The following is a 14972-nucleotide window of genomic DNA, read 5'->3' as shown; positions in this document are numbered from 1 at the left end:
AAATCCAACATGTAACTTTTATTTAACGCGGAACTGGTTTTATCTACTATTATTTTATTTGTGTGAAGCATTTCATAGAAGTTATTTTTCCGGCACGCAAATTATCCGCTTTTTGACCATTTTTTCACCACTCACGCCCCCTGTTACAGATTGAAATGTCCCTTTTGCTGTGGCTATATGACCTTTCGTTCGCTAAAAATAAGAAAGATCTATGCAAGCCACAGCCACCACACTCGACAAGCAGCAGGAAACCGCTCCGGTTAACTCACGCAATAAAGTCGTCGTCGCCTCCCTCATCGGTACCGCCATTGAGTTCTTCGACTTTTATATCTATGCCACCGCCGCGGTGATCGTATTCCCGCACATTTTCTTCCCGCAGGGTGACCCGGCCGCAGCTACGCTACAGTCGCTGGCGACGTTTGCCATTGCCTTTATTGCCCGTCCGATTGGCTCTGCGCTATTCGGCCACTTCGGCGATCGCGTCGGCCGTAAGGTCACCCTGGTCGCTTCGCTGCTGACCATGGGCATCTCCACGGTGGTGATCGGCCTGCTGCCCGGTTACGAGAGCATTGGTATTCTGGCGCCGATGCTGCTGGCGCTGGCGCGCTTCGGCCAGGGGCTGGGGCTGGGCGGTGAATGGGGCGGCGCGGCGCTGCTGGCGACCGAAAACGCCCCGCCGCGCAAGCGCGCGCTGTACGGCTCTTTCCCGCAGCTCGGCGCGCCTATCGGCTTCTTCTTCGCCAACGGCACCTTCCTGCTGCTCTCGTGGCTGCTGACCGACCAGCAGTTCATGGCATGGGGCTGGCGCGTACCGTTTATCTTCTCCGCCGTGCTGGTGATTATCGGGTTGTATGTGCGCGTGTCGCTGCACGAGACGCCGGTGTTCGCTAAAATCGCCGCCGCGAAGAAACAGGTCAAAATCCCGCTGGGGACCCTGCTGACGAAGCATGTGCGCGTCACCGTGCTCGGCACCTTTATCATGCTGGCGACCTATACCCTGTTCTATATCATGACCGTCTATTCCATGACGTTCAGTACCGGCGCCGCGCCGGTGGGTCTCGGCCTGCCGCGGAACGAAGTGCTGTGGATGCTGATGATGGCGGTCATTGGCTTCGGCGTGATGGTGCCGGTGGCGGGTCTGCTGGCCGACGCGTTTGGTCGCCGTAAGAGCATGATCGTGATTACCACGATGATTATCCTCTTCGCGCTGTTCGCCTTTAAACCGCTGCTGGGCTCCGGTCAGCCGATTCTGGTCTTCGCCTTCCTGCTGTTGGGCCTGAGCCTGATGGGGCTGACCTTCGGCCCGATGGGTGCGCTGCTGCCGGAGCTGTTTCCGACGGAAGTGCGCTACACCGGCGCATCGTTCTCGTATAACGTTTCGTCGATTCTCGGCGCCTCCGTCGCACCGTATATTGCCGCCTGGTTACAGGGCAACTACGGCCTGATGGCGGTCGGCCTCTATCTCGCGGCCATGGCCGGGCTGACGCTGATTGCGCTGCTGTTGACCCACGAAACGCGCCATCAGTCGCTGTAATCCCTTACTGCCCGGCGCGCCGCGCCGGGCACGCTTCTTCCATTCGTTTACTTTTTCATCTGCGATAAAATCGCCCGGCACTGATTGGCATCCCCTTCCGCAGGCGATACCAGCGCCAGCAGGGCCGCCGCCGGCGTGACTAATGTCGCCAGCGCCGCCGCTACCGCGCCGCGCGCGATCAACGGCCCGGCCTTCACCCCGGCATTCGGCGATTGAAAGGTCCCGCGCACGTACAGCGGAGAGCGTAGGGTAATAATACGCAATCCCTTACTCTCCGGATCAATGGTCAGGTCGAGCTGTTCCGAAGCAAAGCTGGCGGTGCCGGTCACGTTAATCAGCGCATTTTCGGTATCAAAGGCAAAAATCTGCGGCCGCGCCACGCCGTTAGTCACATTGATATTTGCCGCCGCGCAGTTCACCCGGACCTCATCATCGCCAAATATCTGCCCGATAACATAGTTACCCACGTTCAGACCGAGGATTTCCATCAGGTTACGGCTAATCAGACCGTCGTTCATCAGCAGCTTCAGATTGCCGTTGCTGTTGCCCAGCAGCGCCGCCACCGAATTGCCGCTCCCGCGCAGCTGTACGTCGCCATTCATCTCCCCGAGCGTCTTCTGCATCATTTCGACTTTCGGCATCAGGGCCTTCAGCTTCAGACGCCGCGCCTGCAGGTTGGCTTCCCCCTGCAATGGTTTCTTATTGCCCTGCAGATGGAGGCTGCCGGCAATTGTGCCGTTCGCCAGGCCAAAGCGCAGCGGCTGCAGGCGCAGGTCACCTCGTTCCAGGATCACATGGGTGGAAAGGTCGCTAACCGGCAAAGTGCCGCCGTGCTCAATCCGCCCACCTTTAAAGCGCACATCGGCGTCCATCAGCTGCCATTTATCGGTATCAAAGCGATCGTACGGTAACACTTTCCCCGCAGGCTGCGCTGAAGCTGCGCCTTTACGTTGCTCGCCTCCGGCGGTTTTTGTGCCTGTATTCACGCCAATGAGCGGGCCGAGATCCGCCAGCCGTAGCTGTCGTGAAGCGACATCGCCCTCCAGCTTCGGTCGCGGTTTGCCGGTGCTGTAGGTCAAGGAACCGTGGATATCACTCTCGCCAATACGGCCGTTAAAATCACGATAGGCGAAACGCGCGCCTTTCGGATCCTGAAAAGTGGCGCGCAGATGGCCGTCGGTCGAGAAGGCCGGCGTATCCGGCAGCACCACCCCGGTCAGCTCGTACAGATCCCGCAGCGAGGCCCCGGAAAACTTCAAACGCAGATCCACACCCCCGAGATTGAGGGGATCGCTGACCGTGCCGCTAAAGGCGACCCGGGTATTGCCGGAGCGAAAGTCCCCCTGCAGCGGGAACGGCTCCCCCTCGCTGCGCAGCGCCAACATGCCGCCGATTTTACCGTCGCCCTGGAGCGGCTGCCCGTTATAGGTCCCCTTGGCCTGCAGGCCAAAAATATAGTCTCCGGCTTTTGCCGACCCCTCTTTGTCCTTCTCGCCGCTCACCTCGCTGAAGGGCAGCGGCTTGCCGAGCGGATCGACCAGGATCGTGATATCCGCGCGCGTCACCTTGTCATCAATGGCTATCCGTCCGCGATCGAACAGAATATTATCCAGGCGGAAAGACCAGCCGGAAGAGGCGGGCCGTTCGGTGGACGCGGCATCGGAGGCCAGGGTAAAGGTCCAGTTATTATTTTTTTCCGACAGCCGAATCAGGCGGGCATCGGGCTGTTCCAGCTTAATCCACGGCAGGTAAACGGTTCTGGTAAGCAACGCCAGCGGCGCCAGGGTGGCTTCAACGCGCGGCAGATGTACCATGGTGACCTGAGGGATCGCCGGCGGGTTGCCGAGAACAATATCTTCGGCATGGATGTGCGGCCAGGGGATCCAGCGCCGCCAGCCGCTCTCGCCTGGCTGGCGCTCCCAGACAATGCCGAGGTCGCCGCGAATCGCAAACGGTCGATTCAGCTCGGCTGAGACCTTCTGGTTGATCGTCGGTTTCAGGCGATTCCAGTCAAAGGTCGCCAGCACGATGAAAAACAGAACGATCGCTACGAGTATCGTTCCCGAGATAATGGCAATCGTTTTACGGGTTCTGGTCATCCCCTCTCCGCTCCTTTTGCGTCTCGTCAGTTCTGAATATAGTTGAAAAGCACATCTTTCTCTGACAAATGCGCTTTTCGTCACATTCCACGCGTCAGGTCAAAAAAATAATGGAACATTGTTTTAATATAATTGACCATAAAAACGGCGCGGCGCACACTCGCGCTTATTCGATTCCATCTCAGGTCATGATTATGTCTAAAAAAATTGCCGTCATTGGCGAATGTATGATTGAGCTGTCAGAGAAAAACGCGGCGGTAAACCGCGGATTTGGCGGCGATACCTTAAACACTTCCGTCTATATTGCGCGCCAGACCGATGCCAGCGCACTCGCCGTCCACTACGTTACCGCGCTAGGTACCGATGGATTCAGCCAGCAGATGCTGGATGCCTGGCAGCAGGAGAAGGTCCACACCAACCTGATTCAACGGATGGCCGACCGCTTACCCGGTCTGTACTACATCGAAACCGACGATACCGGCGAGCGGACGTTTTATTACTGGCGTAACGAGGCAGCGGCAAAATTCTGGCTGGAGAGCGAGCAGGCTGCCGCAATCTGTGAAGAGCTGGCCACCTTTGACTATCTCTATCTCAGCGGAATCAGCCTGGCCATCCTCAGCCCGACCAGCCGCGACAAGCTGCTGACGCTGCTGCGCGAATGCCGCGCTAACGGCGGGAAGGTCATTTTTGATAATAACTACCGTCCGCGCCTGTGGGCCAGCCAGGAAGAGACCCGCCAGGTCTATCAACAGATGCTGGCCTGCACCGATATCGCCTTCCTGACGCTGGATGACGAAGATGCGCTATGGGGTGAAAAGCCGGTCGATGAAGTCATTGCCCGCACTCATGCCGCGGGCGTGCAAGAGGTGGTGGTGAAGCGGGGCGCGGATTCATGCCTGGTGGCGATCGCCGGCCAGCCGCTGCTGGACGTACCGGCCGTGAAGCTGGCAAAAGAGTGCGTAGTGGATACCACCGCGGCAGGCGATTCGTTTAGCGCCGGTTATCTGGCGGTGCGCCTGACCGGCGGCGATGCGGAATCTGCCGCCAGACGCGGCCACCTGACGGCCAGCACGGTCATTCAGTATCGTGGGGCGATTATCCCGCGCGACGCGATGCCGCAGTAGTCCAGGCCGGGCGATCGCACCGCCGTTCGCCAACATCTACCCCGCTCGCGCGGCGTTTAGCGGGGCTACGATCGGTGCCGTATGTAATCTGTAGCCCGGGCAAGGGGTTTACCCCGCCGCCCGGGAACTTCCCGGTCACGCAATGCAGACCGGAGATAGCCGCTGATTTACTGCGCAGGAGGAATATCTGAGGCGTCGTTATGCGCTTCAGCCGCGCCGCCGCTGGTTGCCGCAGCCGGGGCTGGCATCATCAGCCTTTCCCATGTCGCCTTCAGATCCTTCATATTGTATTCCGGCTCACCCTGCGGTTGTTGCAGTACCAGCGCCATATCCTGCGACAGCTGCTGGCGCAGATACTGATTCAGCATATCCACGGTCAGAGAGTCCAGAAACTCCTGACGCAGCTTCTGATACTGCTCCGGCGCGATATCCACCACCTGGTTTTGCAACGAGCGGATACGCTGGCTAATCAGAATGTCGGTATCGGTGCGCGCGTAGGTGGCAAACAGCTTCTGCAGCTCCAGGTTTTTCTGCGCAATCAGCGCATCAAACTCTTCTTCCGGCAAGCCGTTATCGCGTACCTTCGCCAGTTCGCGGGAGACTGCGGTCAGGTTTGCGTTGAGTTTATTGCCCGGTGATTCAATATTAATGGCGCACTGCGCGCGCTGATACAGCACCCGACAATCAAAGCCGAGGTTAACGTCTTTGGCATTGCTCCTGCTCAGGCTCTGTTGCACATGCCAGAACAGCGCCTCACGCGCCAGATCATCACGCCAGTAGCGCTGCAGAGCCACAGAGTCGCGAATCGGCTGCCACGGGGAATCCCACATGATCGACAGCTTATCCTGACGCACCGTTTTGGTCATGATGCTCACCGGCGTCGTCGGGAGCGGCGCCAGCGTCGGCACCGCCGCCGGCGTTTCGCGTTTGCCTTTCAGCTCACCGAAGGTCTTGTTGATCTGCTCCGCCACGCTGCGGCTATCGACGTTACCCACCACGATCAGCGTCATGGCATCCGGGGTATACCATTTCTGATAGAACGCCTTCAGCTGAGCAATATCGACCGGTTTTTTCAACGGGGTGCCCGGATCATGTCCCAGCATCGTGGAACCTTTCAGACGATAGCGCCACCAGCCATCTTTGGTGTCCAGCGGCCAGGTCGCCACCATGTCATCCCCCTGCAGGGCATGATTCACCGATTCCGGCGTCACGACCAGCTTTCCGCTGGCATCCGACAGCCAGTTCAACGCCTCTTTCAGCAGATCATTGCGGTTATTCGGCAGGCTGAGATTAAACATGGTGTAGCTATACGAGACGATCGCGGGCGGCATCGGACGATTGGGGTCGATGCTTTGTTGCCATAGCGAACGCGCCTGCATTGTCGGCAGACTGCCGCTCTGCGTCAGCGCCAGACGAGGAATAAAGTGGCTAAAGCCGCTCTGCTGAGTGCTTTCACTCAGCGAGCCAATATTTACGAACAGACGGACTTCAATACGATCGCTAGGACGCTGCGGCGTGGCTAAAACCTGCCACTGAAGTCCATTCGCGAGAGTCCCCTGTTGCCAGGCCGGGTCCGGCTGGAGCGCTTCTGCTTGCACATAACCGGCTGCTGCCATCATCAGCAAACCACCCGTTAACAGTCGAATTTTTGTGCCCTGCATGTGAACCCCTGATGAACATTCCTGGTTACAAAAGCAACCCGCGCGCGGGCTGCCAAAAAATATGGTGAACGAAGTACGTCGGTTAGACCACGCGGAGATGAAAATGTCGCACGGAGACGTAAAATAATCATTTCGTATCATTCCCCTGCTGCGGGGAATGATACCTAATTATGCGCAGGAGCCCGGAGTCCAGCAAGGACAACGGGCCTAACAGAAGGATTTAAGAGGATAATTCGTGCGATTTGTTGGTTGGCTCGCGGTTATTCAGGACATCATCCAGCTGCTGGCTGTCCAGTTCTTTCACCCATTTTGCCACCACGATAGTCGCCACACCGTTACCCACCAGGTTGGTCAACGCGCGTGCTTCAGACATAAAACGGTCAATCCCCAGGATTAGCGCCAGACCGGCGACCGGCAAATGCCCTACCGCAGAAATCGTTGCCGCCAGAACGATAAAGCCGCTCCCCGTCACCCCCGCCGCTCCTTTTGAGGAGAGCAACAGCACGACCAGCAGGGTAATCTGATGGAAAATATCCATATGACTGTTCGTCGCCTGAGCAATAAAGACCGCCGCCATCGTCAGATAGATCGAGGTCCCGTCGAGGTTAAAGGAGTAGCCGGTTGGAATCACCAGCCCCACGACCGATTTACGACAGCCCAGCTTCTCCATCTTGTCCAGCATACGCGGCAGCGCCGATTCGGACGAAGAGGTCCCAAGGACAATCAGCAGCTCTTCACGGATGTAGCGGATGAACTTGAAAATGCTAAACCCGGTCACGCGGGCAATAGAACCCAGTACCACCACCACGAACAGGATACAGGTGATATAGAAGCAGACGATCAGCTGACCCAGTTGCACCAGGGTGCCGACACCGTATTTCCCGATGGTGAAGGCCATGGCCCCGAAAGCACCGATTGGCGCAAGGCGCATAATCATGTTGATGATGCCGAAGATCACCTGCGAGAAACTTTCGATGACGTTAAAAATGAGCTGGCCTTTGCTCCCGAGGCGATGCAGCGCAAAGCCAAACAGCACGGCAAACATCAGTACCTGAAGGATGTTGCCGCTGGCAAAGGCGCCGATGACGCTGCCGGGGATGATATCCAGCAGGAAGGCGACAATCCCCTGTTCTTTCGCCTGCTCGGCGTAGACCGCCACCGCATGGGCATCCAGGGTCGCCGGGTCGACGTTCATTCCGGCGCCGGGTTGCACCACGTTAACAATAATCAGGCCGATAATCAGCGCTGCGGTACTGACCACTTCGAAATAGAGTAGCGCCACCGCACCGGTACGGCCGACGGCTTTCATACTTTCCATCCCGGCAATACCGGTCACAACCGTACAGAAAATAACCGGCGCGATAACCATTTTTATCAGTTTAACGAAGGCATCGCCGAGAGGTTTCATCTGCGCGCCCAGTTCCGGGTAGAAATGGCCCAGCAGAATACCGATCGCAATGGCCGACAAAACCTGCACATAGAGGCTTTTGAAGAGAGAGGTTTTCATAGGGTGTCCTTTGGGTAAAACCACAGACCTTGAAGGGGTATAGGCTGTCTGTGGCTTAAAAGTAACACCAGGGAAACATTTCAGAAATAACTAACCGCAAAAATGCAACGGAATTGTTAAAAACTTTGAGCTGACACGCACAAGTTCACCACGCGCGTTACAAGCTTGCACCCTCTTCATTCTTGCCTCGCAAGAACTGCGTCATAAAGGCCTCCTGCGACAAAGCGCAACCAAACAGGAACCCCTGAACGACATCCACGCCGGCCGCCTGCAACCAGTGATACTGCGGCTCTTTTTCTACCCCTTCCGCCACGATGCGCAGATTAAGGCCGCGCGCCAGCTGGATAATCGCCGGAACCATGCTGGTATCCTCGGGCAACATATCAATAAAGGCTTTATCGATTTTCAGGATATCGACCGGCAGCGATTTCATATGCTGGAGCTGACGCAGCCCGGCGTAGCCCATACCGAAATCATCCAGCGCGATCCGCACGCCGGCCTCACGTAGCGGGCGCAGCAGCGACACCACCGTCTGCGGGTCGTCCAGATGACGGCTTTCCGTAATCTCCAGCACCAGCGTCCCAGGCGCAATGCGATAGCGATCCAGTAACGTCAGCATCTCGGTACCGCGATCGTGGTGCAGCAGCTGCAGCAGCGAAACGTTCACCGACAGCGGCAACATGATGCCCAGGCTTTGCCATGCGGCCAGCTGACGACAGGCTTCTTCCATCACCCAGTAACCTACCGGCACCATCAGCCCGCAGGCTTCAATGCGTTCAATCAGATCCGCAGGGAGCGACCAGCTACCGTCGGGCTGGCGTTGCCGCAGCAGCACTTCCGCCCCGCAGACCTCACCGCTGGCGGCATCAACCTGGGGCTGAAGCCAGATAGCAAACTGATGATTATCCAGCGCGGTCAGGATGTCGTGCTCTTCCATCAGCCGACGCTGGGCTTTTTCCATCTGCGCCGGATCGAAGAATTCAATCTGGTTTTTACCTTTGTGCCGCGCGGCGATGGCGGCAGAAAACGCCCGACGATAGAGCTGTTCCGCGCTCAGTTCGCCGTTAAACATCGCAATACCCACGCTGGCGCAGGGGCGCAGTTGAATACCCTGTAGCGGCAGCCGTTCATTTATGACAGTGAGCACTTGCTTACTTAATGTCACCGCGTACCACGGCTCGCTCATTCCGTGGGCAAGAATCGCGAAGTCATAGCCGCTAATCTGAGCCAGCACCATCCGCGACGGGATAATCCCCCGCAGCTTCTCCACCAGCGTCAGCAGCAGGATCTCGCGCTGGGTCTCTTTCAGTACCCCCGCGGTGTCCTGCAATGTTTCGCAGGCGATAACCAGCAAAGCCGAGCTTTGCGGCCGGGCGACGGTCTGCTCCAGCAGGGCCATCAAAAAAGCCTTATTCGGCAGCTCGGATACCGGGAAGCGGGTGGACTGTAAGGTCAGCTCATCGTGCTGGCGCAGCAGGGTCTGCTGATTGCGGTTATAGCTGCGCACCAGCAGGCCTATTTCATCGTCATGGTGCAGACGCGGCAGCGTCAGCTGGTGCCCGAGCCGGTCCTGCGGCGCAACATCATTGAGCTCACGGGCCAGCTTACGCAGCGGACGGACGATCAGACGGTTGATACACCATGTGATCGCCACCGTCAGAATAAGCACCAGCAAGAAGTAAGCGGTCACTAACGTAGAAAGCACGCTCATGACGAATTTGTAGGTCTGCCAGGAGTCGGCCTGCAGCACCAGATAGGCTATCGGCTGCGGGTTGGCTGGCCTCTCCAGGGAGTAAATCGGCAGGGAGATCTGTACCGGGAGTTCGAAAATGCGAGTCACCATCACCGGTACCGGGCGCTCCGGGATAAAACGCATCCGCAGCGCCTGAAATTGATTGGGCAACACCACATCTGCCCGGCTGACAATACCAGCAGGCTGGATACGCCCCAGAATGGCTTCCGCCTCAGGGATATCCGCTTTCAGAATAGCCCCCGACAGGGGTTCGCGAACGGAACGAGCGATACTTTCTAATTGCGTGGCCGTAATGAAGCGACTCTGTTGCACAAAGTGAAACAGCAAAATAGAACAAAATACCAATACAAACGCCATGGACACGCCCGCGACCATCGCCATCTGTTTAATTGTAAGTGAGCGGCTGACGCGCAACTGGGTTCTCCACTGATACTTAACACCAACCCGGTTTAATTCCATCAAAACCGGTCGTTTTCGGGATGATTATATACTTAAATCCTTCGCTCGCGTCCGCAAGGGGTGACGTGATGTCTGCGCGTTATTTTCCCGGATTGCCGCTGACCCCTTACCGGAGCCAGGCGACGGCATTGGTCTGTCGCCCCGATAAGCGTAGCGCCAGCGAGGGAAAGACGGCCAGAATTAACAAAGACGGGCGAAGTTTGACGAGTATACGCGAACCGGCGGGTGGAGTGACGCCCGATCGCGTAATTCAGGCTATTCTGCTACCAGTCCGCGTAAGGCACCAGCGGCTGCGGCGGCATATCCATATCACCCTGCCAGCCGGCGGCCGAATAGCGCACGTAGAGCAGCGCATGGCTCGGGGTATAATCCTTCGCCTGTTGAATATCCACCGCCGCCCCCACGAACCAGTTGCCGGTGACACGTCGCTCAACCAGCGCCCGGGCGGTATAACCAAAGCCCTGGCTGCTGCTGCCTTGTTCCGTCAACTGACTGGCATCGGCCCGATAGTCCGAGGGAATCAAATTCAGCAACGGATAGCGCGGCATGGTTTTGGTACGCGAGTGCGACCAGGAGACGGATCCCCCCAGTTCCCATGACCAGTTTTCCGTACGCTGACGCCAGGTGACCGGTACCGCGAACGAAATATACTCCTGCGGGCTATAGTAGCCGCCCTGGCCCAGGGTATAGCCGCTCAGGTCTTTGTCATAATGCCAGAGCATATTGTTCAGGCCCACCGTGACGCGGCGGTTATCTTCATTGATGACTTTATAGTAGTAACCGGTCATCCAGCGCACGCGCCAGTTGTCGGCCACGTTTTTCCCCGTGAGTCGATCGACGCCCAACGAAGACCAGACGCCGTTGGCTTCGCCCTTATCGTAGCTCATGCTCACGCCGCCGCCGTCAGCCCGGACGCCGCCCCAGGTTATCCCGGTATGGCTGCTGCTGTCTTTCTGTCCGCCAAAGGCGAGCAGCGAGCTGGAAACCGGCCGACGATGCATATTGAGGGTGTAGCCGATCGGTCCGAGATCGTTGCTGTAGCTCAGGCCGCCCACCACATCAACCACGTTAAAGCCCATCGGGGTGGTACCGATATCCGCGCTCCAGGTCTCGTTCTTCCAGCCCACCGCAACGCTGGCTCCACCGTCGGTCTGGTTTTTGCTACCGCTGGTGCAGGCAATTTCACCGCAGGTCCCCCAGTTTGGCGAATAGCTGCCGTCGCTGTTCGTTGAGAAGCTGCCGGCATCCATATTGACCAGGTCGGTGCGGAAGAACATGCGTCCGTCGGCAAGCGGCGCATCCACATGCAGCATCGTGGTGTGCGCTTTGAGATCGGAATAGCCGCCGGTGCCGCTGGATCCCCAGAAATCATGTTCCAGGGTGACATTCAGATCCTGCTGGCGATAGAGATCCGCGGCATCGCTGCGGATCCCACGCTTCAGCCAGTCATCGCTGCTGTTGTTCCGGGTCAGACGGGTAAAGGCATCGTTATCCTGCGGGCGGACCGGGGTCACGCCGGAGGCCACCATTGCATCTTTATAACTCTCCAGCGCCATCTGCGGCTGGCCGTTCTGGGTCTGGAATCGGGCCGCATCGCGCAGCACCAGCGCGCTTTCCATCGACGGTGGCTGCGCTTTAGCCTGCGGGATAATACGGTTAAAAATTTGCTGCGCCTGGGTTGTATCGCCAAACCCTGCGTTCGCCAGGGCCACCCGCCGCTGCATATTGATGGAGTCGGTCTCACCGCCTTTCAGCTGGCTGACCTGCGCGCGCGCGGCATTTTTATCGCCTTCGGCAAGATAGACTTCCGCCAGTCCCAGACGGGCATCACCGTTGTCAGCCTCTTTACTCAGCACCGCGTTGTACTGCGCAATCGCCGTCTGGCTATCGCCGCGTTGCTGCGCCCAGTCCGCAAGCGTAAGCTGGTAGCGAACCAACGGCGGCTGCTGTTGAATGAGGGCGATAGCCTGTGCTTCGTGGCCGCTGTCACGCAGCTGGTTAGCCTGACGTATCACCTTATCGCTCTGTAGGCGCGCATCCAGCTCACGAATGTTATCCGTCCACTGACTGCGCGGCAGGGCAGCAAGCTGCGCCAGCGCCAGATCGTCCTGATTATTGCCGGATAAATAGAGACCCCAGGCATAAACCCGCTCGGCATCCCCCGGCTTGCGGCTGACCATATTACGCATCAGCGTATCGGCCTGTGCCTGTTCGCCTGCGCTGACTAAATCGCGGGATAAACGGTAGGTAATCCACACGCTATCCGGGTCAAGCGCCAGACGCCGACGCTGGACTTCCGCCGCCTGCGCCCAGTTGCTTTGGCTCTCCAGCGCTGCGGCCTGTTTTTCCAGTCGTTCATTGGTCAGGCTGCGCTCGATATCATCAATGCTGCGCCGCTGGGCAGGCGACAGACCGGCGATATAGGCGCTGGCTTTTTCCGGCGATTGCGCACGATAAAGATTAGCCAACCCGCGAACCGCCAGGTTGTTGCCGCGATCCATCCGCAGGGTGCGCTGATAATAGCGCTCCGCTGCGGCATTATCTTTGCGCGCTGCCGCCACATCTCCGAGCCCGAGCACCGCATAGCTATCGGTACCGTCGACTCGCTGAGCCTGCGCATAATAGTTTTGCGCCCGATCCAGCTCTCCGGCCTTCAGCGCGGTATCGCCCTGTTTGATCAACAACCAGTAGCGGTTCGTCTGGAGCAGGCTGTCCCATTTATCGCGATTCGGGCTTTTCGGATCCATCGCGATCGCTTTGTTCAGCTGTGCGACGGCACGGGCTCTGTCGCCACGCTGCGAATAGGCCTGGCCCAGGGCGCCCACGGCATCGCTGTCCCGGGCATCGGCCCGTACGGCCTGCTGTAAATTGGCCACGGCCTGGGCGGGGTTGTCATTTTTAACCGCCGCCAGCCCTTCAGAACGCACGCGAAACGTCGGATCCTGCAGTTGAGTCTGCTGCTGAGCCAGCAACACGCGGGCATTCGCTGCCGATTCACCGGTTGTAAACAGGGCCAGGAAACGCTGCAGTTCCTGCACGCTGGCCCGGCTGACCGGCATATCTTTGATTTCGCTGAGCCACATATCGGCGGCAGCGCCGCGACCGGCGGCCGAACGCGACATTTGTTCTAAATAGGCAAACCCTTCCGCCGGCTTATTGTCAGCAAACATCTGTTTGGCCAACGCCGCCTGCAGGTCGGCATTGCCCGGAGAGCTGGCATCCAGCTTCTTCAGTTGAGCGACGGCTTCTTTATGTCGCGCCGGGAGACGCGCCACCAGCGCCCAGTATTCAATCGCGAGGGTCTGATCGGGCGGCACGCCGCCGAACAATTTTTCAAAGGCGGCCACGCCCTCTTCTACACGTCCCGATACACCCAGCAGGCGCGCCTGTTGAAGCTCCTGCCTCCCGTCGCCGGTGTTGAGGTTCATTTCGCTACGGGAGGATTTCAGCTCTGCGGAATCGGGGGCCAGTTTTGCCAGCCTGTCGAGCTGTTTTCTGGCGCCGTCGCTGTCGCCCTGGCGCAGCAGATAACGCATTCGCGCGGCAATTAATTGCGGATTATTCGGGTCAATCAGCTCGAGGCGATAGAGGGATTGCTTAACCAGATCTTCACGATGGCTCGCTTCGCCCAGCCGAACCTGCTCCAGCAGATGCTCCTGGGCAGGGGTTGTCGCCGCCTGCGCCACCGGCAGCAGGGCGAGCCCGAGAGACAGCGTGATAATACTTAATCTGAACTTACGCATTCCTGGTCCCAGTCAGGTCGTAATTCGCCACCCGCAGTGAAACGAAAACGATGTTGATCCCATCCCTGGCCAAAAAGAGTCAGGACCGCACTATAGTAGGCATCGGCACCTGGATAGTGGTCTGCGACGCGCTGGCGCTGTATCGCCCGGGCGTCGTCATTTTGTAAAAACGGCAGCATCGACGCGGAAAATCCGACCGGGCCGTTGCCGGTCGTTTTACCGGTTGCGATATTCGCTTTTTCCGGCGGAACGCCCTGGCGAATCGTCTGCGCTTCCATCGGTTTAAAACCAGCCAGCAGTCGCGCTTTCTGTTTATCCCCGTCATCCAGCATCCCGACCCACAGATAGACGCGGATCGCGTCGTAGCTGCCGATTATCGGTTTGTCCGCCTTCAGCTGCCAGCCTTGTCCTTTTTCGTAACGCACCCAGTCAGGGGAAAAACCTTTGGGCGCCGTCTCCAGCAGAAAACGCAGGTTGCTGTCGCGCAGTTTCAGCCAGGGGGCGCCAAAGCGGCTGAAGTAGCTGGCAAGCTGTGGCGGAAGGTAGCTGGGGTTAAAGCGCCAGCCTTTATCGTCGGCAAAGCCAACTTTGCCGGGGAGAACCATGGGTCCGAACCCCGGCACATCCGTCACTTCTTCATCGGCGATACGCGACAAGAGCGCCTTGCCCACCTCGGTGTACTGCGGCATCTGCCACAGCCGCCCCGCTTCCAGCAACGACCAGGCTATCCATAAATCGGAGTCAGACGCGGAGTTGCTGTCCAGCAGCGTCCACTCCTCATCGCTCTTTTTGCCCCACAGCCAGCCCGGCAGGTGCGCACGCAGGTCGCCCGCCGCCAGGTTGTTCTGGGTCCACTGGAACAGCTTGCCGAAAGCGTCGCGATCGTTTGCCGCCAGCGCGAAGAACAAGGCGTAGCTTTGTCCTTCGGAGGTGGTGATTTTTCGCGAATCGGCGGGATCAACCACCCGCCCTTCGCTACTCACATACTCTTTTTTAAATTGCTCCCAGGCCGGCCACTGGCAGGCGGCGCTCACCTGCGCCGCCGCCAGCATCAGAACCGCCAGGATGACTCCGCGAATCGGGTTCATCATC

8 protein-coding genes are annotated in these 14972 nt (G+C 58.4%); 2 read left to right on the top strand and 6 right to left on the bottom strand.

Annotated elements, in window-relative coordinates; all coding sequences use genetic code 11:
* The first annotated feature begins 211 nt into the window (after positions 1–211).
* On the top strand, positions 212–1534 hold the full coding sequence (locus GRPL_RS19920) for an MFS transporter (protein ID WP_032698595.1): 1323 nt from the start codon (positions 212–214) through the stop codon (positions 1532–1534).
* Between the two features lie 47 nt (positions 1535–1581).
* Here GRPL_RS19920 and GRPL_RS19925 read toward each other — a convergent pair whose 3' ends face one another.
* On the bottom strand, positions 1582–3633 hold the full coding sequence (locus GRPL_RS19925; RefSeq protein ID WP_032698593.1) for an AsmA family protein: 2052 nt from the start codon (positions 3631–3633) through the stop codon (positions 1582–1584).
* Between the two features lie 194 nt (positions 3634–3827).
* Here GRPL_RS19925 and kdgK point away from each other — a divergent pair, with 194 nt between their 5' ends.
* The gene (gene kdgK / locus GRPL_RS19930) at positions 3828–4757 is read left to right on the top strand and encodes a 2-dehydro-3-deoxygluconokinase (protein WP_032697076.1); all 930 of its coding nucleotides are present in this window, start codon (positions 3828–3830) and stop codon (positions 4755–4757) included.
* A gap of 167 nt (positions 4758–4924) precedes the next feature.
* Here kdgK and GRPL_RS19935 read toward each other — a convergent pair whose 3' ends face one another.
* From GRPL_RS19935 to bcsZ, 5 genes are all read right to left on the bottom strand, one after another.
* Complete coding sequence (locus GRPL_RS19935) at positions 4925–6418, bottom strand: M16 family metallopeptidase (protein WP_032696960.1); 1494 nt, start codon at positions 6416–6418, stop codon at positions 4925–4927.
* Between the two features lie 220 nt (positions 6419–6638).
* Entirely contained in the window at positions 6639–7925 is a 1287-nt protein-coding gene (locus GRPL_RS19940) for a dicarboxylate/amino acid:cation symporter (RefSeq protein WP_032690342.1), read from the bottom strand.
* Positions 7926–8082: 157 nt separating this feature from the next.
* The gene (hmsP, locus tag GRPL_RS19945) at positions 8083–10092 is read right to left on the bottom strand and encodes a biofilm formation regulator HmsP (protein ID WP_032698592.1); all 2010 of its coding nucleotides are present in this window, start codon (positions 10090–10092) and stop codon (positions 8083–8085) included.
* Positions 10093–10400: 308 nt separating this feature from the next.
* Entirely contained in the window at positions 10401–13880 is a 3480-nt protein-coding gene (gene bcsC, locus GRPL_RS19950) for a cellulose synthase complex outer membrane protein BcsC (protein WP_032698591.1), read from the bottom strand.
* The gene (bcsZ, locus tag GRPL_RS19955; RefSeq protein WP_032698677.1) at positions 13862–14971 is read right to left on the bottom strand and encodes a cellulose synthase complex periplasmic endoglucanase BcsZ; all 1110 of its coding nucleotides are present in this window, start codon (positions 14969–14971) and stop codon (positions 13862–13864) included. Before bcsZ ends, bcsC begins: the two co-directional genes overlap by 19 nt.
* Between the last annotated feature and the right edge of the window lies 1 nt (position 14972).

The sequence above is a fragment of the Klebsiella planticola ATCC 33531 genome, from assembly GCF_000735435.1.
Taxonomy (GTDB): Bacteria; Pseudomonadota; Gammaproteobacteria; order Enterobacterales; family Enterobacteriaceae; genus Klebsiella; species Klebsiella planticola.
The sequence above is the reverse complement of the archived record's forward strand: the minus strand, read 5'-3'. Positions and strand labels throughout refer to the sequence as shown.